This window comes from Rhodoferax sp. XS2R6 (assembly GCF_056521365.1).
Genome location: NZ_JBWMAY010000002.1, coordinates 284,202 through 305,860, shown reverse-complemented (window position 1 = coordinate 305,860; position 21,659 = coordinate 284,202). Strand labels below are relative to the sequence as shown.

The following is a 21,659-nucleotide window of genomic DNA, read 5'->3' as shown; positions in this document are numbered from 1 at the left end:
GCACCATCTGGACTTTTGGCACTTTTTGCTCCAAACTTTGCGCTTCGTTGGTTACCACACGGAGCAGCATGCCGGTTATCGCAATCGTCAACCGCAAGGGCGGAAGTGGAAAAAGCACCCTGGCTACACACCTGGCCGCCTGGCTGGCGCAACAGGGTGTGGCCGTCATGCTGGGTGATGTGGACCGCCAGCAAAGCACCAAGGCTTGGCTCAAACGCCGCGCGCCGGCCCTCCCCGCCATCTCCCCCTGGGCGCTGGACCAAAAAAACGTATTAAAGGCGCCTCCCGGTGTCACCCATGTGGTGCTGGACACCCCCGGCGGCATGCAGGGTTTTGAATTGGCACGTGTGATCATGTCCGCCGACGCCGTGGTGGTGCCGGTGTGCAATTCCCTGTTCGACCGTGAATCGGCCGCCGCCTGCCTGGCCGAACTGTCCGCCCTGCCGCGCGTCGCCTCGGGGCGCTGCCAACTGGGCGTGGTGGGCATGCGACTGGACGCACGCACCAAAGGCGCCGAGACGCTGCGCCTGTGGGCCGAAGACCTGAAGTTCAATTTTTTGGGCGTGCTGCGCGAAACCCAAAGTTATGTGCGCGGCCTGGAAACCGGCGTCACCTTGTTCGACACGGCCAGCGCGGCCCAACAGGCCGACTTGGCCCAGTGGGAGCCCATCCTGCAATGGCTGCGCCCTATTGCACGACTGCAGCCCCCCGTGGTCGCCACGCCAGCACCGGCCAGCAAGCCCACGGCCCAGCCCAGCACCATCCAGGCATCCCGTGCCGCCAGCCTGATGCCAGCACAAGAGTCTTTGGTGCACGGCAGCCGTCTGACGGTGTTTGCCCCGGGCATCAAAACCGAGTCTGACGCGGTGGTGGGAGTGGACCTGAACCGCGCCTTGCCGGGCCACGGCGGTGCGGTACCGCAGTTTTTACTGCGCCACTAGGCTAGGGCTGGCGCAGTTGCCGCCGCAACACGTTCACCTGCTCGGCCACGGCATCCACGTCCACCACGTTTTCGGCGTGGACCAGGTAACACTCCAAGTCAGCCAGCGCCGCCGCCTGGTGCCCCAGAGACGCGTGCACCAGCCCCCGGTCGCGATATTCGGACCAGGATTCGGGCAGCAAGACCACCAGGCGTTCCTGCACCGCCAGCAGACGGGGCCAGTCTTCCTGTGATTTGTAGATCTCTTTGAGGTTGCGCAGCATGCGCGCCAAAATCTCGCGCGGCGTGGCCGACTGCAGGTACAGGCCCAGTGGCGCCTCGAAGGCATCGACCAGCCCGCTGCGCTTGCGGTAGGGCTCCAGCATCTCGGACAGTTCTTCGCGGCTCAGCGAACGCCCGGTCAGAGGCTCAATCACCGCCTGGCCAATAGGCAACATGACCTTGACCAGGAAATGCCCCGGAAAACCCACCCCTGACACCTCCAGCCCCAGGCCCTGGGCCAGCTCCATCCAGACCACGGCCAATGAAATCGGAATGCCGCGACGGGTGCGCAAAAGCACGCTGGGAAAACTGTTGTCCGGGTCGTAGTAGTTGTTGAGGTTGCCGCCAAACCCCAGGTCGTCATAAAAAAAACGGTTCAGCACACGCAACCGCTGGATCGGTGGTGCGTCGGCCGCCAGGCGACGTTTGACGCGTGCCAGCAACTGGTCCACATCCCCGAGCACGGTTTGTACGTCGGTGTCCGGGTACTCGTCCTGCGCCAGGCTCACGGCAGCCTCGAACAGGGCAAAGTCCCCATCGCTGCGCACCAGGGCACCAAAGTAGTCCAGCGGGGTCGGAATGGCAAATTGCAGGGCCACGGCAACGTCTCCGTCTAGCGGCGCACAAACTGCCGCAGGTTCAGACCAGCGGCCCAGGCCGCCCCCAAGTACACCAGCATGGCACCACCCAGCAGCAGGGTCAACCAACCAATGCGCAACAGGCTGTGGCTGCGCAGCGCCACCCAGTCCACCAGACCGGCAGCCCACAGCAGATAAATCACCAGCAGCGCACTGGCGGCCAGTACCTGCAGCACAAACCGCCCCCAGCCCGCCTGAGGCCGGTAGCTGCCACGGCGCAGCAAGCCGATCAACAACCACAGCGCATTGATCATGGCGCCCAGGCCAATGGACAGTGACAAGCCCGCGTGTTTGAACAGGGGCACCAGTGCAATATTGAGCAACTGGGTCACGACCAGCACCACCACGGCAATACGCACCGGCGTCTTGATGTCCTGGCTGGCGTAATAGCCGGGCGCCAGCACCTTGATGGCCACAATGCCCACCAACCCCACACCCCAGCCCATCAGGGCCAGCGTGGTCTGCTGCACGTCGTTGGCCGAGAACGCCCCGTAGTGGTAAAGCACTGCCACCAGCGGCTTGGCAAAGGCCAGCAAGCCAATGGCACAGGGAACCGACAACAGCACCACAATGCGCAGCCCCCAGTCCAGCAGGGCCGAGTATTTGTCGGCATCACCCGTGGCCTTGGCGCCGGCCAGCTGCGGCATCAGCACCACACCCAGGGCCACCCCCAGCATGGCGGTGGGAAATTCCATGAGCCTGTCAGCATAGGTCAACCAGCTCACGCTGCCGATGGGCAGATGCGAAGCAATTTGGGTGTTGATGAGCAGGGAAATCTGCGCCACGCTCACGCCCAGCAGGGCTGGCAGCATGAGTTTGCCGATGCGGCGGGTTTCGGGGTCGGCCCATGCTTCACGCAAGGCGGGGCCCATCAGCCGCAGGCGCGGCAGCATGCCCAACTGCGCCAGCGCCGGAATTTGCACCGCCAGTTGCAACACGCCGCCCACCATCACTCCAGCCGCCATGGCGTAAATCGGTTCGATCCCCCGCGCCGCCAACCAGGGCACGCCCAGCCAGGCCGCAGTGATCATGGACATATTGAGCAACACGGGCGTAGCGGCCGGCACGGCAAAGCGCTTCCAGGTATTCAAGATGCCGGACGACAGGGCCACCAAAGACATGAAACCGATGTAAGGGAACATGAACCGTGTCATCTGCACCGCAGCGTCATAACCCGCCGGGTTTTGCTGCAAACCGCTGGCCATCGCCCACACCAGCAACGGGGACAACACCACGCCCAGCACACAGGTCAGCACCAGCGCCAGCGCCAGCAGGCTGACCACCCGGTCCACCAACAGCTTGGTGGACGCTTCGCCATGCTGGGCTTTGTTGGCGGCCAGCACCGGCACAAAGGCCTGGCTAAAGGCGCCCTCGGCAAACAGGCGGCGAAACAGGTTGGGGATGCGAAAGGCCACGTTAAAGGCATCGGTCATGGCGCTGGCGCCAAAGGCCGCCGCCATCAGCAGCTCTCGGGCCAGCCCGGTAATGCGGGAGGCCAATGTCCACAGGGACACGGTAGATACAGATTTGATCAAGCTCACCCGCCGAAGTGTAGCCGCGGCTCCCCGAGCATTCCGTGCGCCTGCACTTTGCCCCAAGGCGTTTCATATGTTTGAATAGACGTCTATCCGTACCAGCAGGCCCAGACCGATGACTTCCTTATTGCGACACGCCGATCGCTCCGTCCCTGGTGCATCTCAACGCGCAGCCTCCCGCTCCGTGCTGATCGTGGAAGACCAGCGGGCCTTGTCGGAAATGCTGGCCAGCATGCTGCAAGCCCGGTGGGGCTACACCGCACGGATCGCTGCCACGATGGCGGAAGCCCGCCAACTCCTGGACACCCGGGGCGACGAGTTTTTTGCCGCCGTCTGCGATGTCAACCTGCCCGATGCACCATATGGTGAAGTCATCGACCTGGTGGCCAAGCACCACATCCCCGCCATTGCGCTGACCGGAACCATCAGCAACGACATCCGCGACATGATGACGCAAGGCCACATCGTGGACTACGTGCTGAAAAAAGGCATGCCATCGTATGAGTATGTCGTGCAGTGGGTGGGCCGGCTGCACCGCAACAGCGGCATCAAGGTGCTGGTGGCGGACGACTCACCGTCCTCGCTGGAAGTGATACGCCATATGCTGGGCATGCAAGGCCTGCAAATTCAGGTGGCCCACAACGGCCAGGAAGCGCTGGCGGTACTGGCGGCACAACCCGACATCAAACTCGTGCTGGTGGACTACAACATGCCGCTGGTAGATGGCTACGAGTTTGTGATGGAAGCCCGGCGCATGATGGGCAAGGAGCGTTTGGCCATCATCGGCATATCTGGAGACAACCGGGCCGACATCTCGGCCCAGTTCCTCAAGCACGGGGCCAACGACTTCATCTCCAAGCCCTACTCTTTTGAGGAAATGACCTGCCGGGTCAACCAGAACCTGGAAATGCTGGAGCTGCTGGACAGCCTGAACAAGCTGGCCAGCAAGGACCATCTGACGGGGCTGCACAACCGACGCTACTTTTTTGAGCAGGGACAGGCCCAATTCCAGAGCGCCTGCAAAAACGCACTCCCCGTGGCAGCCGCCATGCTGGACATCGACCACTTCAAATCGATTAATGACCGTTTTGGCCACGCCTTTGGCGACCAAGTCATCCAGCAGGTAGCCCAAAGCCTGGAAAAACACTTCCCCGACATGCTGATCGCACGCATCGGCGGAGAAGAGTTCGCCATCCTGGCCACGGGTGATGCGGTGTTGGACATCCGTACCCGACTGGAAAACTTCAGGGCGCGCTTGCCCATCAATACCGGAGCCCTGGCCCCCGCCTTCATCGCCACCACCGCCAGTATCGGCGTACACACCCAAAGCGATACCGACCTGAACGCCCTGCTACAGGCTGCCGACCAACGGCTTTACGAGGCCAAAGCGAATGGCCGAAACCGGCTGGAAGGCTGATTCAGGGCCCCGGTGTATAATCTTTGGCTTTGCTGACAACATCCTCAGACACAAGGAATATTTACTATGGCATCTGGAAAACCCAAGAAAAAGAACCCGCGCCTGGCGTCGGGCCGTAAACGCGTCCGCCAGGACGTCAAAATCAACGCAGCGAACACCTCCCTGCGCTCCAAATACCGCACTGCGGTGAAGAACGTGGAAAAAGCAGTGGTGGCCGGTGACAAGACCAAAGCCGCTGAACTGTTTGCCAAGATGCAAGCCGTGGTGGACACCGTGGCCGACAAGGGCATCTTCCACAAGAACAAAGCAGCCCGCGACAAGAGCCGTTTGGCTACCAAGGTGAAAGCCTTGGCCCTCGCAGCCTAACTCGTTAGGCAATCGCACGAATCCTGCCCGTCAGGATTCGCCGTTTGTAGTGGGTGCGCTGTCAGCAAAGCAAAAAAGCCGTTCATCTGAACGGCTTTTTTGTTTCTGGCCCCTGCTTGCGGTTTGCGCCAGGAGCGGACGTATCAGCGGGAGGGAATTTCGGGGCGGGTTTCGCTGACCTGCAGCTCGTTGTCACGCGCAAAGTTCAGGCAAAAGTCCCAGGCCATCACATCGTAATCGCGCAGGTCGCTGTGCACGATCACACATTTGGTCTGCCCGAACGAGGTGGGCACGCACCAAGGGGAGTAGCCCAGATGGCTACCCGGCTGCGGGCCGCCGGGGCGGAACTGGCTCATCACCCCGGCCAAACGCTCTGCCCAGTCGCTGGGACGAAACGTCTTGCCTTGCAAGGTCAGTCCCAGGATGTAGAGTTCTTTGGAAGGAGTGGAAGCCATCGGTTACAGGGTTAGGGCGGCAGGGTGCGCACAAGGTCTTGGTGCTGTGCTGCGCCGCACAAGAATTCTACCCGCTCTGCTGTCGTCCAGATGACAAAGCAGCTATGCCAGCGTGCATCACTGTGATGTGTATTTGTCACGAAACTGGCATGGGCCATGCGCCTAAAATCAGGCTTCAACGGCCCAACCTGCCTTTGTTCAAGTTGGGCCGCCTTGTTTTGTAGCCAACCCGGAGTTATTGCATGACCGCCGCCACGCCTGCCACCACGCCGTCTTCACCCCACGTGATGAACACCTATGGCCGACTGCCCGTCGCCCTGAGCCATGGCCAAGGCTGCCGCGTGTGGGACGTGAATGGCCGCGAGTACCTGGACGCGCTGGGCGGCATTGCCGTCAACACCCTGGGCCACAACCACCCCCAGCTGGTGCCCGCGCTGCAAGACCAGCTCACCAAGCTGATCCACACCTCCAACTACTACCACGTGCCCTTGCAAGAAGAACTGGCCAAGCTGCTGGTGGAGCGCTCCGGCATGACCAATGTGTTCTTCTGCTCCACGGGCCTCGAAGCCAACGAAGCCGCGCTGAAGCTGGCCCGCAAGTTTGGCCACGACAAGGGCATTGAACGCCCGGAGGTGGTGGTCTACGAGAAGGCCTTCCACGGTCGCTCCATCGCCACCCTCAGCGCCACCGGCAACCCCAAGGTGCAGGCTGGCTTCGGCCCGCTGGTGGAAGGTTTTATCCGCGTGCCGGTCAACAACATTGACGCACTGAAAAAGGCCACCGAAGGCAACCCCAATGTGGTGGCCGTGTTTTTTGAAGCCATCCAGGGCGAAGGCGGCGTGAACCCTATGCACATGGACTACCTGCGCGACGTGCGCGCCTTGTGCGACCAGCGCGACTGGCTATTGATGATCGACGAAGTGCAATGCGGCATGGGTCGCACCGGCAAGTGGTTTGCCCACCAGTGGGCTGGCATCAAGCCCGACGTGATGCCCCTGGCCAAGGGCCTGGGCTCTGGCGTGCCGGTGGGCGCTGTGGTGGTGGGTCCCAAGGCCGCCACCATCTTCCAACCCGGCAACCACGGCTCTACCTTTGGTGGCAACCCGCTGGCCATGCGCGCCGGGGTGGAGACCATCCGCATCATGGAAGCCGAAGGCCTGCTGGCCAACGCGGAGAAGGTGGGCAACTACCTCAAGGCCAGTTTGGAAAAAGCCTTGCATGCCGAGATTGCCAACGGCGGCGTGAAAGAAGTGCGCGGCCAGGGTCTGATGCTGGGCATTGACTTGGCCAAGCCTTGCGGCGCGCTGGTGCAGCGCGCCCTTGATGCCGGCCTGCTGATCAGCGTCACCGCTGACACCGTGGTGCGCTTGGTGCCTCCGCTGATCCTGACCACGGCAGACGTCGACGAAATTGTGGCCATCCTGGCCCCGCTGATCTCTGCGCTGCTGAAGGAGTCCGTATGAACCCGGTTGTTCCCAGCACCCTGCCCCAAGGCGCGCCGCCCGTGCGGCACTACCTGCAGTTTGACGACTTCACGACCGAGGAATACCGCTACCTGCTGGAGCGCACGGCGTTCATCAAAGCCAAGTTCAAACGCTTTGAGCGCCACCACCCGCTGGCAGACCGCACACTGGCCATGATTTTTGAAAAAGCCTCCACCCGCACGCGGGTGAGCTTTGAGGCCGGCATGTACCAACTGGGTGGCAGCGTGGTGCACCTGACCACGGGCGACAGCCAGTTGGGCCGCGCCGAGCCGATTGAGGACAGCGCCAAGGTCATCAGCCGCATGACCGACATCGTGATGATCCGCACCTACGAGCAGACCAAGCTGGAGGCCTTTGCCGCCAACTCGCGCGTGCCCGTCATCAACGGCCTGACCAACGAATTCCACCCCTGCCAGATCCTGGCCGACATCTTCACCTACATCGAGCATCGTGGCCCCATCGAAGGCAAAACAGTAACCTGGGTGGGCGACGGCAACAACATGGCCAACACCTGGCTGCAGGCTGCCGCCATCCTGGGCTTCCACCTGCGCGTGAGCACGCCCAGTGGTTACGAGGTGAATGAGAAATTGGCCGCCAGCGCAGATGGAATGGGCGCGGGCAGCTATAAAACCTATAGCGACCCGATGGAGGCCTGCCGCGACGCCGATCTCATCACCACCGATGTGTGGACCAGCATGGGCTACGAGGCCGAGAACGAAGTGCGCCGCAAGGCCTTTGCCGCCTGGTGTGTGGACCGCAAGATGATGGCCGTGGCAGCGCCCAACGCCCTCTTCATGCACTGCCTGCCCGCCCACCGCGGCGAAGAGGTGGAGGCCGACGTGATCGACGGGCCGCAAAGCGTGGTCTGGGATGAGGCCGAAAACCGCATGCACGTGCAGAAGGCGCTCATGGAGTACCTGCTGCTAGGCAAACTCTGAAACCCTGAGCCACCCAGCCTCTCGCAGCAAGCACGGCTTGCACGCAGGGGCTCCGGGTGTCTATTGATGCTGCCTTAACGCATCAGGTCTTCAATCGCATCCACCACCATGCTGGTGCCGATGGCGATCATCAAAATGTCATTCGCCACGCGCACATATTTGTAACCTGCCGGTGGCAGGCCGATCTTCACGGTCACCGCCCGGGGCACGGGGTAAAAGACCACGTCCCGTGGCAAGGGCTGGCCCTTGGCCCACTTCTTGGCCTGGCCCGGCGGCATACAACCGTTGTTCTTTTTGGCCAGGCCAGGTGGGCAGCGGCCTTTGGCTTTTTCTTGCCCGTAGTAATCCGTCGCCGCGCGGCGCTGGTCATCGCCAAAGTAGCCGCCCACGCGGATCTCTACTGCCGCGCCCTGCTCCTGCCGGTGCTCTTCTTCGCCATGTTTGTTTTTTCCTTTGCCAGCCCACTCGGGCTTGGCCGCCTGGGCCGAGGCGGCCAGAACGACGCCCGTGAGCAGCAACGCAGTAGCGCGGGCCAAAGATGTGAGGGATTGAGAGGGACGGTGCATAACGACTCCTTGTATTTCTGCTTGGAAAGCCCGATTGTGAACCTGTTGGAAATAACCGACACCACGCTTTGAAACCAGGTGTTACCTTTGCGCCGCTTTACGAATTTGAGGACCGACATGAGCACTTCCACCACCACATTGCAAGACTGCCAGGCGCTGGACGCCGCCGATACGCTGCGCCCGCTGCGCGAGCTGTTTGACGTCCCTGCCGGCGTGATTTACCTGGACGGCAACTCCCTGGGCGTGATGCCCAAAACCGCCGCCGCACGCGCCGCCGAAGTGGTTACGCAGGAGTGGGGCCAGGGCCTGATCCGCTCCTGGAACACCGCCGGCTGGTTCAGCCTGCCACAGCGCCTGGGCAACCGCATTGCCCCGCTGATTGGCGCCGATACCGACGAAGTGGTGGCCACCGACACTACCTCCATCAACTTGTTCAAGGTGTTGTCCGCTGCGCTGTCCATCGCCGCGCAAGACGCGCCCCAGCGCAAGCTCATCGTCAGCGAGCGCAGCAATTTCCCCACCGACCTGTACATCGCCGAAGGCCTCTGCAAAGAGCGTGGCTACACGCTCAAGCTGGTGGAGCCCGAAGAGATTGCCGGCGCGCTGACGGCTGATGTGGCCGTGCTGATGCTCACCCACGTGAACTACCGCACCGGCGCCATGCACGACATGACCGCGGTGACGGCCGCGGCCCATGCGGCCGGCGCGCTCATGGTGTGGGACCTGGCGCACAGCGCGGGTGCCGTGCCTGTGACGCTCAAGGCGTCCAACGCCGACTTCTCCATTGGCTGCGGCTACAAGTACCTGAACGGCGGCCCCGGTGCGCCGGCCTTTGTGTGGGTGCACCCCAAGCATGCAGGCCGCTTCTGGCAGCCCCTGTCCGGCTGGTGGGGCCACGCGGCACCGTTCGCCTTCACGCCCGACTACCAGCCCGCCCCCGGCATCACGCGTTACCTGTGCGGCACCCAGCCCATCGTCAGCATGTCGCTGCTGGGCTGCGGTTTGGAAGGCTTTGAAGCCGCCGACAAGCTGGGCGGCATGGCCGCGCTGCGCACCAAGTCGCTGGCGCTGACAGACCTGTATATCAAGCTGGTGGAAGAACGCTGCCAGGGCTACGGCCTGGGCCTGGCGACCCCACGCGCCCACGCGCAACGTGGCTCGCAAGTCTGCCTGACGCGTGAGCATGCCGTGGGTGGCTCCGGTGCCTTTGCCATCGTGCAGGCGCTGATTGCGCGCGGCGTGATTGGTGACTTCCGCGCCGGTGACGGCGGCATCCACAAGGACATCCTGCGCTTTGGTTTCACGCCGCTGTACATCGGGTTTGAAGATGTGTGGAACGCGGTGGAACACCTGCGCCAGGTGCTGGAGACTGGTGAATGGCAGAAGCCCGAGTTCAACCAAAAACACGCGGTGACCTGAGATGAGCGAACCCACCTCTGGCTGCCCCATGCACGGGGCCACACCCCACCCGGCACCGTCCGCCGGTGAATCCATCGTGGCCGACGAAAAGGCCCAGCTCGACTTCAGCCAAAGCATGAGCTACGGCGACTACCTGCAGATCGACACCATCCTGTCGGCGCAAAAACCGCTCTCGCCCACCCACGACGAACTGCTGTTCATCATCCAGCACCAAACCAGCGAGCTGTGGATGAAGCTCATGCTGCATGAGCTGACGGCCGCCATCGCGCACATTGCGCAGGACGATCTGCCACCCGCATTCAAGATGCTGGCGCGCGTCTCCAAGATCATGGAGCAGTTGGTGCACGCCTGGGACGTGCTGGCCACCATGACGCCGCCCGAGTACAGCGCCATGCGGCCCTACCTGGGCGCCAGCAGCGGCTTCCAGAGTTTTCAGTACCGCTGCATCGAGTTCTCGCTGGGCAACAAAAACGCCGCCATGCTCAAACCCCACGCCCATGCGCCCGAGCGCCTGACGCTGGTGCAGGCCGCGTACGCAGCGCCCTCGCTGTACGACGAAGCCTTGAAACTCATGGCCCGCCGCGGCATAACCGTGCCGGCCAGCCACCTGCAGCGCGACTGGACCCAGCCCTATGTAGCCGACGCGGGTGTAGAAGCCGCCTGGTTGCAGGTCTACCGCGCGCCGCGCGAATACTGGGACCTGTACCAGTTGGCCGAAGAGTTGACCGACCTGGAGGACGCCTTCCGCCTCTGGCGCTTCCGCCATGTGACCACGGTGGAGCGCGTCATCGGCTTCAAGCGCGGCACCGGTGGCACCGGCGGCGTGAGCTACCTGCGCAAGATGCTGGACGTGGTGCTGTTCCCCGAAATCTGGTCGTTGCGCACGTCCTTGTAGGGAGAAATTATTGGTCAAATTGACTTCTAGCCCCCGTGGAATATGCGCGAGCAGCTACTGAATCAATAGCAACTACGGCGCGCTGCCACGGTACAAAATGAAATGTGCCCGGCGGCTGCGGATGCGCCAGCCTTCGGGGGTGTGGTCCAGCTGATCCACAAACTCACCCACTTGGCTGATCGCATCGGCCTGGCGGCCCTGCAGGGTGGACGGGCTGCTGTGCCGGCCGGTCCATAACAGCACTTTGCTGCGGGCTTGCGCCGTGCCGGTCTGCAGGTCCACGCTCACCTGCTGGTTGCATACCAGGTGCTGCGTCAGGCGGTCGGAGTCGCGGCTGGCGTAGGCTTGGGCGATGGCCGCACGGCCCTGCAGCACGCTGCCGTCCGGCCGCACCAGCGTGCCCTCGTGCACAAACAGCGCGGCAAATCCTTGCGCATCACCACCGTCCACGGCATCGGCGGCCAGCAGCACCAAGGTGCGGCATGCAGCCTCGGCGGCCAAGGTCTCCAGTGTGCTCATGCTGCAGTCTTTGCCAACCAGCGTGCCAGGCTGGCGGCCACCTCTGCAGGCCGCTCCATGGGCGCCATGTGGCCCGCGTGGCCAATCACGTCCAGCGCCGCATGCGGCGCCAATGCCTGCATGTCGGCGTGCTGCGCCGGGGGCGACCAGCTGTCCTGCGCGCCACACTGCAGCAGCGTGGGCACGGCCAGCGTGCGCAGCACCTCGCGGGCGTCTGGCCGCGCCAGCAGGGCCTCGATCTGCGCGGCAAACACATCGGCGCTCTTGCGTGCAAACATGGCCACGATGGATTCAATGAGCGCCGCATCCTGCAGCCGCTCGGGGTGCACCATGCCCTGCACCCAGGTCTGGGCCATGGCGCGCACGCCCTGGGTGCGCGCCACCTCTAGCAGTGCCAGGCGTTTGGCGGCCTCCTGGCTGCCGGCCTCGCCCGCCGCGCGTGGCAAGTGGCCCGTGTCCATGAGCGCCACCTGCGTCACGCGCTCTGGTGCCAGGCGCAGCACTTCCATGGCCACCCGCCCGCCCATGGAGTGGCCGGCCAGTGCAAAGCGCTCGGCGGGCGCCTGCTGCAGCACGCCCTGCGCCATAACGGTCAGGCTATGGGCCATGCCGTAGTCGGCCACCCACGGGGTGGTGCCTGCGGGCAGGTGTGCAAACAAGGGCTCCCACACCGCGGCATCACACATCAGGCCGGGCAGCAACACCAGTGTCGTCACGCCCATGCTCACTTGCCCGCCTTGGCTGGGTCTTTGACCGCAGTGAAGGTTTGCACCTCGGTGTTCCAGAGCTGGCCACCCACCTTCTCCACCTTGCGCACATAGATGTTGTGCACCACGTCGCGCGTCTGCGGATCGATGCTGACCGGGCCGCGCGGGCTCTCAAAGCTCTGGCCTTTCATGGCCTGCAACAACGCCTCGCCCGTGCCGCCCTGGGTGGCCTTGGCTGCCTCGTAGATCACGCGCATGCCGTCATAGGCGCCCACGGCCATGAAGTTGGGGCGCAGGCCGCCATTGGCCTTGCCAAAGGCATCCACAAACTTCTTGTTGAGTGCGGAGTTGTGTGCGGCCGAGTAGTGGTGCGCCGTCACCACGCCCAGCGCCACCTCGCCCATGCCGTCCAGAATGTCGTCGTCCGTCACGCTGCCCTCGGCAATCACGCGGATGCCCGCCTTGTCCATGCCGCGTTCGGCAAACTGCTTCATCAGCGCGGTGCCCACACCGGCCGGCACAAAGGTAAACAGCGCATCGGGCTTGGCATCGCGCACCTTCTGTAAAAACGGCGCAAAGTCCGGGCTGCGCAGCGGCACGCGCAGCGACTCCACCACCACCCCACCCTGCGCCACAAAGCGCTGGTTGAACCAGGTCTCGGAGTCCACGCCCGGTGCGTAGTCGGTCACCAGCGTCACCACCTTGCGGATGTCGTTCTTGATCGCCCAGTCCGCCAGAATGGTCACCACCTGCGGCACGGTGAAGCTACTGCGCACGATGTAGGGCGAGGCCTCGGTAATGCTGGAGGTGGCCGCCGCCATCACCACCATGGGCGTTTTGGATTGGGTGGCAATGGTGGCGCTGGCCATGGCCAGCGGCGTGAGGCCAAAGCCGGCCAGCACGTTCACCTTGTCATTCACCACCAGCTCCTGCGCCAGGCGCTTGCTCACGTCGGCCACGCCGGTGTCGTCTTTCACAATCAGCTGCACCTTTTTGCCACCCACCGTGTCGCCGTTCTGGGCAATGTAGAGGCGCGCCGCACTCTCCAGTTGTTTGCCGGTGGAGGCAAAGGGGCCGGTCAGCGGCAGCAGCAGGCCGATCTTGAAGGTGTTGTCTTGCGCCCAGGCCAGCCCTAAGTTGGCGGCCAGCGCGGTAACCGCGGCAGTGCGGATGAAGGTACGTTTTTGCATGGGTTTGTCTCCGGTTTTTATAGTCCGGCGCCAGTGTGCAATTCCCACGCAACAGCGTCCAATGCAAAGGCCTGCTGACCTATGCAATCTGCTTATGCCTACGTGCCAGCCCCGAGTGCTGCACCTACTTGCCGCAAGATGCCCTGCCACTGCGCCGCGGCCGGCGTGGGCAGATAACCGGTGCGCCACATCGCGCCAATCTGCCGCTGGGCATGCTGCACCGGCAGGGGCAGCTCCACCAGCAGGCCCGCCGCCATCTCGCGCGCGACTTGGCGCGGCGACATCAGAGCCAGGCGGTCGCTGTCTTGCAGCATGGCCTGCATCATCAGCGCGCTGTTGGCGCGCACCTGCCCGTCGGTTGGTGGCAGGCCTGCGGCCTGTAGCATCTGTGCAAATGCCTTTTCGGCCGGGGTGTTGGGCATGGGCATGACCCACTGCGCCGCGCGCAGGGCTGCCCAACCCAGGCGGCGGCGCTGCGCCAACGGGTGGCCTGCGCGGGCCACCACGGCCAGGCGGTCTTCAAACAGCACCTCCTGGCTCAGGTCTGCCGACGGCGGTGTGTTGCGCAAGGCACCCACGATGCAATCCAGCTCCGCATGGCGCAGCTGCGCTACCAGCGCATCAAACGTGCCGTCGATCAACACCAACTGCACATGGGGTTGCTGTGCCAGCAGCTGCTCCACCGCCGGGGCCAGCAGCATGGTGGTGGAAAACGGCAACGTGCCAATCACCAGCCGCCCCTGCAGGGCCGCGCCGGGCTCCGGCCATTCGTCCACGGCCTGGCGCAGCTCGGCCTGCGCCAAGCGGCTGGCCAGCAGCAGGCCCTCACCCGCTTCGTCCAACCGCAAGCCACTGCGCGCGCGGATGAACAGCGGGGCCGCCGCCATGTGCTCCAGCTGCTGCAGGCTCTGGTGCACGGCGGGCTGGCTCACGCCCAGCTGCGCGGCGGCACGCCCTTCACTGCCGGTGTCCACCAGCGCTTGCAGCACCTGCAGGTGGCGCGCGGCCACGCCCAGCGCCAGCGGGCTGCCGGTCCAGGCCGCCGCCGCGCTGCGCGTGCGGTGCCGGTCCGCATCGGCCAGCAACTGCAGGGCGCGCGCGGCGCGCAACGCCAGCTGGCGGCCGCGTGCGGTGGGTTGCATGCCGCGCCCCACGCGCTCAAACAGCGGGCTGGCCAGCGCGGCCTCCAGCTGCTGCACCGCGCGGACGACGGACGACTGCGCCACGTGCAGCAGCGCGGCCGCCCGCTGGCTGCTGCCCGCCTGCGCCACAGCCGCCAGAGCGCGCAGCAGTCGCAAGTGCGGCAGCAGCTCCATACGCCTACCGCAGGCTCAGCAGCGGAAACAGCACATCGTCCATCACCGCCCCATCGGGCAGGCGGTCTGCCAGTCCGGTGAACGGCGGCGAGGTACGCCAGCTGCGCACCGCGTGGCGTGTGTCATCCCCCAGATAGCGGGCCGAGAACACGCGCCGCCGCGTGCCTGGCCCCACGCCGCTGCTGGCGTGCAGGGTGAGCATGTGGAAGGCCACGGCATCGCCCGGCTGCAGCGCCCAGCCCAGCTGTTCAAACTGCTCCGGGTGCGCGTCAATCTGCGGCAGCTCGGCCAGCGCGCCTTCAGGGAACCACTTGGCCTGCTGGTCACGAAAGGTGCGCGGCATGTACCAGGTGCCCGCGTGCGAGCCGGCCACAAAACGCAGCGTGCCCTCCAGCGGCACCGGGTCTACGGGAATCCAGAAGCTCACGTTTTGCCGGCCTGCCACGTTGTAGTAGGGCTGGTCTTGGTGCCAGGGTGTGGGCTGGCGCGTGCCGGGCTCTTTCACCAGCAGGTGGTCGTGGTAGATGCGCACGGTGTCGCTCTGCATCAGCTGTGCGGCCACACGGGGCAAGGCGCTGTGCTGCATCACGTCTGCGTAGTCCGCGTTGTGCTGCCAGGTGCAAAAGTCTTCAACAAACTTGCCCGGGTCGTCGGCCCGGCTGGCCACCTGCGCCAGCGGGCTCAGGTGGGCTAGGTTGTGCTCGATGCCGCGCGCAAGCTGGGCCACTTCGTCGGGGGTGAGCACACCGCGCAGCACCACGGCGCCTTGGCGCGCGTAGTCGTGCACGGTGGCGGGGGGCAAGGTGTAGGTGTCAGGCATCGTGCCGTACGCCCTACTCTGCCCCGCCCTGCGCCAGCGCCTGCTGCATGCCGGGGGCGTAGTCGGTATAGATCCATTGGGCAATCACCTCGGGCGTCAGGCTGTCGGGGTGGCCGGCTTCCTCGCTCACGCGGGCCACTTCTTCGGCGCCGGTGAGGGTGCCCACAAACATCTGCAGCACGGCTTGCAAGCCGCCTTGTGCCAGTGCGGCGTCGCCCAGGGCTTTGAGTGCTTCCCAGGCTTGGGCTTCGGAGGTGGCGCTGTTGGAAACGTAGGGTGTGTTGCTTGTCATGAAAGGTCCATCAATCGAATAAAAGAAACCTCAGCCCTGCCGTCTGGCAGATTCGCGCTGGTGCAAAAACTTGGTCAGCAAATCGCGCGGCGGCGTAACGGCAATGCCCTTGAGCACCTGGCCCACATTGCCGCGGTGGTAGGCCCCATGGGTGAGCACATGGAGCAGCATTTCCTCGCGCGTCATGCGCCCGGCATCGCCATCGGTGAATTGAAACGTCAGGTTTTCTGCCAGCGCGCTGGCGTCCAGCCCGGCCAGGTAGGCCTCGAACCACAGGTCCGTCTCGGCCGCGGCAAAGTGCAGCTCATCCAGCGCGGGCGTCTCTACCGTGTTGCTTTGTGTGTAGCCATGCGGCTCACCCAGCAAGTGCGCACGAAAGATGCGGTCCACCACGTAGATATGGTTAAGCGTGCGGATGGCGGTGTGCAGCGGCTCGGCATGTTGGGCCGAGTCCACCGTGAACATGCAGTCGTACAGCTCGGCATTGGCCCAGGTTTTTTGGGCATACAGGGTTTTCAGCATCGCGAGGGACATGACAGGCTCCGGGTGGGTGGCTGCGGGGTGTCTACCTATTATCGAACGGCGCCGGCAAGCCGCCTGCTTTGTTCATCGAACGAAACCGCCCGCCCGACAAAATCCTTGCAGTCTGCAAGGTTTACATCATGCAACTATATTAGTTACATGAAACAAAACAGCCAACTGTCTGACGTATTGCACGTGCTGCTGCACATGGCCGAGGGCGAAGGCCCCGCCACCTCGGAGGCGCTGGCCGCCGCCATGCAGACCAACCCCGTGGTGCTGCGCCGCCTGATGGGCGGCCTGCGGGAGGCCGGGTTTGTGGTGTCGGCTAAGGGCCACGGCGGCGGCTGGGTGCTGGCATGCGACATGGACCGCATCACCCTGGGTGATGTGTACCAGGCGCTGGGCGCTCCGCCCCTGGTGTCGCTGGGCTTTCGGGAAGACCGGCCCACCTGCCTGGTGGCCCAGGCCGTGAACGACGCACTGGCCGGCGCCGCGCAAGAGGCCGAGGCCCTGCTGCTCAAACGCTTTGGCGCCGTCACCCTGGCCACGCTCTCGGCTGACTTTCACCGCCGCATGGCGCAGCACAGAACATCTGGCCACACAAGCCATACCAGCCACCACCATCTGAAGGAACACACCTCGTGAAGCACATTGACTTTGCCGTCATCGGCGGCAGCTACGCCGGCATGGCCGCCGCCCTGCAACTGGCGCGTGCGCGCCGCAATGTGTTGGTGGTGGACGCCGGCCTGCGCCGCAACCGCTTTGTGGACGCGGCGGGTGAAACATCCCACGGCTTCCTCAGCCAGGACGGCCGCGCCCCGGCCGAGATAGCCGCCGACGCCCGCGAGCAGCTGATGAACTACTCCAGCGTGGAATGGATGCACGGCACGGCGGACGATGCGCGCGTAGCCGACGACGGCCGGCTGGAATTCCGCGTGGGCAGCGAGGCGATCAGCGCCATCCGCCTCATCCTGGCCACCGGTGTGCGCGACGAGCTGCCGCCCGTGCCCGGCCTGGCCGAACGCTGGGGCCGCAGCATTTTCCACTGCCCGTATTGCCACGGCTACGAGATGAACGCCGGCCCCATCGGCATCATCGCCGCGTCGCCCTTGGCGCTGCACCACGCGCTCATGCTGCCGGACTGGGGCAGCCCCACCCTGTTTTTGAACGGCGCGTACACGCCCAGCGACGAAGACCTGGCCGCCATCGCCCGCCGCGGCACGCAGATAGAGGCGACACGCATTGAACGCATAGACGGCGTGGCCGATGTGGTGCTGCAAGACGGCCGCACCGTCCGCATGAACGGCCTGTTCACCCAACCGCGCACGCTGCTGGCCAGCCCCGTGGCCACGCAACTGGGCTGCGCGCTGGAAGAAGGCCCCATGGGCCTATTCATCAAGGTGGATGACTTCAAGGCCACCAGCGTGCCCAATGTGTTTGCGTGTGGGGATGCTGCGCGGGCGGCGGGGAATGTGACGCTGGCGGTGGCGGATGGGGCGATGGCGGGGTTTGGGGCGCATCGGGGGTCGATGGTTTGAGAGCCGACACGCGTGTTGGTCCGTAGCTACACAAACATTCGAAGAATACGAGGCCTTAGAGCTCCAAATGCAATAGCTCAATAATGAGACACTTGCTGATATCTACATGATCTATCACTCGCCCTCACGAATATGAATGCAACCTTTAGTGGAGGTGAGCCGACTTGGGCAAATGCCTGTGTTGGCACAAACGGGGATCCACAGATCTATGACTACGCGAGCGGATACGCGTCGGCAGCAAACCTGTTACTCGATCAAATCGTAGATAGCAGGGGAAGACTGACAGTTGACACTTTCATTTATCCCATTTGCTTCAACATGCGGCATGCCATCGAACTATTTTTAAAGGCAGCCGCAGTTGCGTTAGAGCAATTGGCAAAGATCAGGTCATCAGACTTTGCAGCTTTTGACCTCGCAAACTCTCACGATCTAGGAAATATTTGGAGCCATGTAAAGAAGCAGGCACTTCAATTTGATCCGCGATATATCGAGTTGGTGAAAGTATTGGATCAATACGTTACCGATGTCGCAGAAGTCGATGCGACGGGACAAGTTTTCAGGTACGCATTTGATTTGGAAAACAACAAGCATTTGACGTCAATGTCAGTTATCAATGTTGTTCTGCTTAAAGAACAATGGGCCAATCTGGAGCGCCTCCTCAGAAACCTAAATCGCCTGAATGAAGATCTTTTGACCGAGTACGGTTGGGGTGGATTTACGACCAAACTTTCCCGGCTACAACTTGCGAGAGTTGCGACAGTACTTCCCCCCCGTGATCGATGGTCCTTGCCTGAATTCAATCAGGCGAAATCCTCGGTGCTTGAGGAATTCAATTTAAGTAGCAATGATTTTTCAAAGGCGTTGAACGTAATACAGAGCCGCCGCGAGCTTGCAGCGATATGTGCCCAAAAAATTCCGATTCCAAATCTTGATGCCACTGTGCTCGGAATCTTCCTAGACATTTGGAAAGAAGAGCATGACTTGAAAAGAATAGTGGCACCACCATCAGCGTTCGAGCAAGAATTCGACTTGTCGGAACCAGACTTTGCAGAGATTGCATCTTCGTACGAGAAATCACAGAAACTCAGCAAGAAGCTCGTTGACTCCATAGAACCTGACGCATTTGCAGCGATACAGGCATTGTTTTATTTTGACCGTGACGAAAATTTTTCCGAAATATTTGAAATGTTGCTCGGGCAGTATCGGAAGGCTTCAAAAAATTATGCCGACACGCCCACTCAATATCTTAATGACGCACGCCACCTTCTAGAAAAGACTTCAGCGCTCACGAGCATCCTAAATTCGCTGAACTTTCTTGGTCAAACGGAGATGGTCGAAGCAGTCGTCGATCGCTACAACCTCCACGACCATATAGAGAGTCTGCTTGAACCGAGCGAGCGGGCACGCGCCCTAATCGTTCAAGGCCATACTTACACGTAATGGGCTCTCTTCTACACTTCATGTCCCAGAATGCTGCGCATGGCAAACGACGCAGAAAGCTAAAGCAAACGTTTTTGGGACAGATGGTGCGTTGTACGAGACTCACAACGCTCTAGCCAACGTCATTTCGCCACCCACCAAAGCATTTCCAAGATTCCTCCTCCAGACTTCTCTCACCACCACAAGAGAAGTCCCCATGAGGATCACCTGCTTCATCCGCTACGAAATCGACCCATTCCAGACAGACCAGTTCACGGTCTACGCCAACAACTGGGCCCGCATCATCCCCCGTCTGGGCGGGCATTTGCTGGGCTACTTTGTGCCGCACGAGGGCAGCAACTACGAGGCCTGGGGGCTGATCTCCTTCTCCAGCCTGGCGGCGTATGAGGCCTACCGCCAGCGGCTGCGCGAAGACGACGAGGCTCAGGCGAACTTTGCGTTTGCACAGCGTGAGCGGTTCATCCTGAAGGAGGAGCGCACCTTTCCCCAGCCGGTGCCCGCCAGCTACCTGCAGGCGCCCACGGGCTATATTGAAGCGGCATGACTTCTCCCTCCCCCGCCCCGTTTGAACCCCGGCTGGCCAGCGTGGCCGCGGTGATTGCCGACGCCACGCGCGCCCGCATGCTCAGCTACCTGCTGGCGGGCGACTACGCCAGCGCGGGGGAGCTGGCGCGGGCTGCGTCCGTATCGCCAGCCACGGCCAGCGGGCACTTGAGCAAGTTGATGGATGCGGAGCTGCTGGTGTGCGAGCAGCGCGGGCGGCACCGCTACTACAAGCTGGCCGACGACGAGGTGGCCCACGCGCTGGAGGCGCTGGCGCTGATGGCCGAGCGCCGCACCCACACCGCCGCCTGGGCCAACCCCACGCGCCAGCGGCTGCGCTTTGCGCGCTGCTGCTATGGGCACCTGGCGGGGCAGTTGGGCGTGGAGATGTTTTCGCAGCTGCTGTCCAAAGAATGGCTCGCGCCCATCAGTGACGGCTACCTGCTGACGGCACAAGGCAAAGTGGGCCTAGATGCGATGGGCTTTGCGGTGGAGGGCATGGACAAACCCTCTGCATCCACCCGCCTGGCCTACCGCTGCCTGGACTGGTCCGAGCGCCGCGACCACATGGCGGGCAAGCTGCCCAAGGCGCTGCTGGCGCAATGCCTGCAGCAAGGCTGGCTGCGCCGCCATGATGGTGAACGCGCGCTGGAGGTGACGCCGCTGGGGCGCAAGCACTTGGCGGGCTTGCTGCCTTCGGTCAACGCGCTGTAGGCTCCACCGGCTTTTCGCTGGCATTTATGAGTCAAATTGGCCTCTAGCCCCCGTGGATATTGCGCAAACAGCTACTGAATTCGTAGCAAACTTGGCACCCTTCATTCAACCGCTTGCTCTGGCGACGATGGGCGCGTGCTCTGCCATCAGCTCCACCACCCAGTTGATAAAGACGCGCAACTTGACGCTGACATGGCGGTTGGGGTGGAAGGCCAGGTACAGGGGCATGGGGTCTAGCGCCCAGTCTTGAAACAAGGGCACGAGTTCGCCACGCGCCAGGTGGGGCTTGGCCATGTAGTGGGGCAGCCACAGCACCCCCACGCCCGCCAGGCCGGCAGCAAGGTAGGCGTTGCCGTCGTCCACGGCCAGGGCGTGTTTGCCTTTGACTTCGATGCGCGCGTCGCCCTGGCGCAGGATGCTGGGCAACAGCTTGCCGGTGCGCGACGACAAAAAGCCAACGATGCGGTGTGGGTCCGCCTCCAGGTCCAAGGGGTGCAGGGGTTGGTCAACCCTTTGCAGATAACTGGGCGCCGCATACACACCAAGCTGCAGGTCGCCCACATGGCGCGCGATGAGCGAGGGTTGGGTGACTTCGCCACCGCGGATCACGCAATCCACGTTGTCGCCAATCAAGTCAACCATGCGGTCGCTCACGCCCATCTCGATCTGCAGGTCCGGGTAAAGGGCGTGGAATGCCGGGAATGCGGGAACCAACAACATGCGCGCCAGCGGACTTGGCACGTCCACACGCAGCCGCCCCCGGGGCGCGGCGGTGGCGCTGGACAGGCTGGTCTCGGCGTCGTCCAGGTCCACCAGCAGGCGCACGGCCCGCTCGTAGTAGGCCGCGCCATCGGCGGTGACGTGGACCTGCCGCGTGGTGCGGTTGAGCAGCTTGACGCGCAGCCGTGCCTCCAGCTGCTGCACCAGCTGCGTCACCGTGGTTTTGCTCATGTGCAGGGTGAGCGCGGCCTTGGTAAAGCTGCCGGTCTCCACCACGCGCACAAAGGCTTGCATTGCATCAAAACGGTCCATATCGGCCTGACCTTACCCCGTTGATTGTTTGGGAATTGCAAACAGTGATTGTGCGACTTGCTGGTTTATCGCGCAGGCGTGGCGCCCTAAATTCAGGGCGAGCCATTGGGCT

Annotated in this window: 24 protein-coding genes; 12 read left to right on the top strand and 12 right to left on the bottom strand. The window is 63.2% G+C overall.

Annotated features, from left to right (window positions below; all coding sequences use genetic code 11):
• Positions 1–68 precede the first annotated feature (68 nt).
• Positions 69–941 carry a ParA family protein gene (locus AC097A_RS07980; protein WP_479620431.1) on the top strand — a complete coding sequence of 291 codons (873 nt, stop codon included), beginning with the start codon at positions 69–71 and terminating at the stop codon, positions 939–941.
• Position 942: 1 nt separating this feature from the next.
• On the opposite strand, the gene AC097A_RS07975 is transcribed toward AC097A_RS07980, so the two are convergent.
• On the bottom strand, positions 943–1,800 hold the full coding sequence (locus tag AC097A_RS07975; protein WP_479620430.1) for a SirB1 family protein: 858 nt from the start codon (positions 1,798–1,800) through the stop codon (positions 943–945).
• 14 nt (positions 1,801–1,814) lie between these two features.
• On the bottom strand, positions 1,815–3,380 hold the full coding sequence (gene murJ / locus AC097A_RS07970) for a murein biosynthesis integral membrane protein MurJ (RefSeq protein WP_479620429.1): 1,566 nt from the start codon (positions 3,378–3,380) through the stop codon (positions 1,815–1,817).
• 109 nt (positions 3,381–3,489) lie between these two features.
• Between murJ and AC097A_RS07965 the strand changes: the two genes are divergently transcribed.
• Together AC097A_RS07965 and rpsT are read left to right on the top strand one after the other, a co-directional pair.
• Positions 3,490–4,791 carry a diguanylate cyclase gene (locus AC097A_RS07965; RefSeq protein WP_105261032.1) on the top strand — a complete coding sequence of 434 codons (1,302 nt, stop codon included), beginning with the start codon at positions 3,490–3,492 and terminating at the stop codon, positions 4,789–4,791.
• 66 nt (positions 4,792–4,857) lie between these two features.
• Positions 4,858–5,157, top strand: coding sequence for a 30S ribosomal protein S20 (rpsT, locus tag AC097A_RS07960; RefSeq protein WP_305644320.1), 300 nt, complete (start codon positions 4,858–4,860; stop codon positions 5,155–5,157).
• Positions 5,158–5,300: 143 nt separating this feature from the next.
• Here the strand turns inward: rpsT and AC097A_RS07955 are convergent, their stop codons facing one another.
• Positions 5,301–5,612, bottom strand: a complete 312-nt coding sequence (locus tag AC097A_RS07955; protein WP_315480035.1) for a DUF3579 domain-containing protein — start codon at positions 5,610–5,612, stop codon at positions 5,301–5,303.
• A gap of 242 nt (positions 5,613–5,854) precedes the next feature.
• On the opposite strand from AC097A_RS07955, the gene AC097A_RS07950 reads away from it, so the two are divergent.
• Together AC097A_RS07950 and argF are read left to right on the top strand one after the other, a co-directional pair.
• Positions 5,855–7,075 carry an acetylornithine/succinylornithine family transaminase gene (locus AC097A_RS07950; protein WP_479620428.1) on the top strand — a complete coding sequence of 407 codons (1,221 nt, stop codon included), beginning with the start codon at positions 5,855–5,857 and terminating at the stop codon, positions 7,073–7,075.
• A complete protein-coding gene (gene argF, locus AC097A_RS07945) occupies positions 7,072–8,034 on the top strand; it encodes an ornithine carbamoyltransferase (protein ID WP_479620427.1) in 963 nt (320 codons plus the stop codon). The genes AC097A_RS07950 and argF overlap by 4 nt, the downstream gene beginning before the upstream one ends.
• A 74-nt stretch (positions 8,035–8,108) precedes the next feature.
• Here argF and AC097A_RS07940 read toward each other — a convergent pair whose 3' ends face one another.
• Positions 8,109–8,600, bottom strand: a complete 492-nt coding sequence (locus tag AC097A_RS07940) for a hypothetical protein (protein WP_315480032.1) — start codon at positions 8,598–8,600, stop codon at positions 8,109–8,111.
• A gap of 117 nt (positions 8,601–8,717) precedes the next feature.
• Here AC097A_RS07940 and kynU point away from each other — a divergent pair, with 117 nt between their 5' ends.
• Both kynU and kynA read left to right on the top strand, forming a co-directional pair.
• The gene (kynU, locus tag AC097A_RS07935) at positions 8,718–10,019 is read left to right on the top strand and encodes a kynureninase (protein WP_479620426.1); all 1,302 of its coding nucleotides are present in this window, start codon (positions 8,718–8,720) and stop codon (positions 10,017–10,019) included.
• Between the two features lies 1 nt (position 10,020).
• Entirely contained in the window at positions 10,021–10,914 is an 894-nt protein-coding gene (kynA, locus tag AC097A_RS07930; RefSeq protein WP_479620425.1) for a tryptophan 2,3-dioxygenase, read from the top strand.
• A gap of 72 nt (positions 10,915–10,986) precedes the next feature.
• On the opposite strand, the gene AC097A_RS07925 is transcribed toward kynA, so the two are convergent.
• From AC097A_RS07925 to AC097A_RS07895, 7 genes are all read right to left on the bottom strand, one after another.
• Positions 10,987–11,433 carry a nuclear transport factor 2 family protein gene (locus tag AC097A_RS07925; RefSeq protein ID WP_479620424.1) on the bottom strand — a complete coding sequence of 149 codons (447 nt, stop codon included), beginning with the start codon at positions 11,431–11,433 and terminating at the stop codon, positions 10,987–10,989.
• Positions 11,430–12,155 carry an alpha/beta fold hydrolase gene (locus AC097A_RS07920; RefSeq protein WP_479620423.1) on the bottom strand — a complete coding sequence of 242 codons (726 nt, stop codon included), beginning with the start codon at positions 12,153–12,155 and terminating at the stop codon, positions 11,430–11,432. The genes AC097A_RS07925 and AC097A_RS07920 overlap by 4 nt, the downstream gene beginning before the upstream one ends.
• Positions 12,156–12,157: 2 nt before the next feature.
• Entirely contained in the window at positions 12,158–13,330 is a 1,173-nt protein-coding gene (locus tag AC097A_RS07915) for an ABC transporter substrate-binding protein (protein ID WP_479620422.1), read from the bottom strand.
• A gap of 98 nt (positions 13,331–13,428) precedes the next feature.
• Positions 13,429–14,646, bottom strand: a complete 1,218-nt coding sequence (locus AC097A_RS07910; RefSeq protein WP_479620421.1) for a LysR family transcriptional regulator — start codon at positions 14,644–14,646, stop codon at positions 13,429–13,431.
• A 4-nt stretch (positions 14,647–14,650) separates the two neighbouring features.
• Positions 14,651–15,466, bottom strand: a complete 816-nt coding sequence (locus AC097A_RS07905) for a phytanoyl-CoA dioxygenase family protein (RefSeq protein ID WP_479620420.1) — start codon at positions 15,464–15,466, stop codon at positions 14,651–14,653.
• A gap of 13 nt (positions 15,467–15,479) precedes the next feature.
• Complete coding sequence (locus tag AC097A_RS07900; RefSeq protein ID WP_479620419.1) at positions 15,480–15,758, bottom strand: hypothetical protein; 279 nt, start codon at positions 15,756–15,758, stop codon at positions 15,480–15,482.
• 30 nt (positions 15,759–15,788) lie between these two features.
• Entirely contained in the window at positions 15,789–16,292 is a 504-nt protein-coding gene (locus AC097A_RS07895; protein WP_479620418.1) for a DinB family protein, read from the bottom strand.
• Positions 16,293–16,439: 147 nt separating this feature from the next.
• Here AC097A_RS07895 and AC097A_RS07890 point away from each other — a divergent pair, with 147 nt between their 5' ends.
• The 5 genes from AC097A_RS07890 (at position 16,440) to AC097A_RS07870 (ending at position 20,515) form a co-directional block, all read left to right on the top strand.
• Positions 16,440–16,925, top strand: a complete 486-nt coding sequence (locus AC097A_RS07890) for an Rrf2 family transcriptional regulator (protein WP_479620417.1) — start codon at positions 16,440–16,442, stop codon at positions 16,923–16,925.
• Positions 16,922–17,818 carry an NAD(P)/FAD-dependent oxidoreductase gene (locus tag AC097A_RS07885; RefSeq protein ID WP_479620416.1) on the top strand — a complete coding sequence of 299 codons (897 nt, stop codon included), beginning with the start codon at positions 16,922–16,924 and terminating at the stop codon, positions 17,816–17,818. Before AC097A_RS07890 ends, AC097A_RS07885 begins: the two co-directional genes overlap by 4 nt.
• Positions 17,819–17,950: 132 nt before the next feature.
• Positions 17,951–19,258, top strand: a complete 1,308-nt coding sequence (locus AC097A_RS07880) for a hypothetical protein (protein WP_479620415.1) — start codon at positions 17,951–17,953, stop codon at positions 19,256–19,258.
• Between the two features lie 196 nt (positions 19,259–19,454).
• A complete protein-coding gene (locus AC097A_RS07875; protein WP_479620414.1) occupies positions 19,455–19,802 on the top strand; it encodes an NIPSNAP family protein in 348 nt (115 codons plus the stop codon).
• Complete coding sequence (locus AC097A_RS07870; protein WP_479620413.1) at positions 19,799–20,515, top strand: ArsR/SmtB family transcription factor; 717 nt, start codon at positions 19,799–19,801, stop codon at positions 20,513–20,515. Before AC097A_RS07875 ends, AC097A_RS07870 begins: the two co-directional genes overlap by 4 nt.
• 105 nt (positions 20,516–20,620) lie before the next feature.
• Here AC097A_RS07870 and AC097A_RS07865 read toward each other — a convergent pair whose 3' ends face one another.
• The gene (locus AC097A_RS07865; RefSeq protein WP_479620412.1) at positions 20,621–21,547 is read right to left on the bottom strand and encodes a LysR family transcriptional regulator; all 927 of its coding nucleotides are present in this window, start codon (positions 21,545–21,547) and stop codon (positions 20,621–20,623) included.
• Positions 21,548–21,659: the final 112 nt, after the last annotated feature.

Coding starts and splice junctions, on each gene's coding strand:
- AC097A_RS07980 (WP_479620431.1), top strand. CDS start 69: ATGCCGGTTATCGCAATCGTCAACCGCAAGGGCGGAAGTGGAAAAAGC.
- AC097A_RS07965 (WP_105261032.1), top strand. CDS start 3,490: ATGACTTCCTTATTGCGACACGCCGATCGCTCCGTCCCTGGTGCATCT.
- rpsT (WP_305644320.1), top strand. CDS start 4,858: ATGGCATCTGGAAAACCCAAGAAAAAGAACCCGCGCCTGGCGTCGGGC.
- AC097A_RS07955 (WP_315480035.1), bottom strand. CDS start 5,612: ATGGCTTCCACTCCTTCCAAAGAACTCTACATCCTGGGACTGACCTTG.
- AC097A_RS07950 (WP_479620428.1), top strand. CDS start 5,855: ATGACCGCCGCCACGCCTGCCACCACGCCGTCTTCACCCCACGTGATG.
- argF (WP_479620427.1), top strand. CDS start 7,072: ATGAACCCGGTTGTTCCCAGCACCCTGCCCCAAGGCGCGCCGCCCGTG.
- AC097A_RS07940 (WP_315480032.1), bottom strand. CDS start 8,600: ATGCACCGTCCCTCTCAATCCCTCACATCTTTGGCCCGCGCTACTGCG.
- kynU (WP_479620426.1), top strand. CDS start 8,718: ATGAGCACTTCCACCACCACATTGCAAGACTGCCAGGCGCTGGACGCC.
- kynA (WP_479620425.1), top strand. CDS start 10,021: ATGAGCGAACCCACCTCTGGCTGCCCCATGCACGGGGCCACACCCCAC.
- AC097A_RS07925 (WP_479620424.1), bottom strand. CDS start 11,433: ATGAGCACACTGGAGACCTTGGCCGCCGAGGCTGCATGCCGCACCTTG.
- AC097A_RS07920 (WP_479620423.1), bottom strand. CDS start 12,155: ATGGGCGTGACGACACTGGTGTTGCTGCCCGGCCTGATGTGTGATGCC.
- AC097A_RS07915 (WP_479620422.1), bottom strand. CDS start 13,330: ATGCAAAAACGTACCTTCATCCGCACTGCCGCGGTTACCGCGCTGGCC.
- AC097A_RS07910 (WP_479620421.1), bottom strand. CDS start 14,646: ATGGAGCTGCTGCCGCACTTGCGACTGCTGCGCGCTCTGGCGGCTGTG.
- AC097A_RS07905 (WP_479620420.1), bottom strand. CDS start 15,466: ATGCCTGACACCTACACCTTGCCCCCCGCCACCGTGCACGACTACGCG.
- AC097A_RS07900 (WP_479620419.1), bottom strand. CDS start 15,758: ATGACAAGCAACACACCCTACGTTTCCAACAGCGCCACCTCCGAAGCC.
- AC097A_RS07895 (WP_479620418.1), bottom strand. CDS start 16,292: ATGTCCCTCGCGATGCTGAAAACCCTGTATGCCCAAAAAACCTGGGCC.
- AC097A_RS07890 (WP_479620417.1), top strand. CDS start 16,440: ATGAAACAAAACAGCCAACTGTCTGACGTATTGCACGTGCTGCTGCAC.
- AC097A_RS07880 (WP_479620415.1), top strand. CDS start 17,951: ATGAATGCAACCTTTAGTGGAGGTGAGCCGACTTGGGCAAATGCCTGT.
- AC097A_RS07875 (WP_479620414.1), top strand. CDS start 19,455: ATGAGGATCACCTGCTTCATCCGCTACGAAATCGACCCATTCCAGACA.
- AC097A_RS07870 (WP_479620413.1), top strand. CDS start 19,799: ATGACTTCTCCCTCCCCCGCCCCGTTTGAACCCCGGCTGGCCAGCGTG.
- AC097A_RS07865 (WP_479620412.1), bottom strand. CDS start 21,547: ATGGACCGTTTTGATGCAATGCAAGCCTTTGTGCGCGTGGTGGAGACC.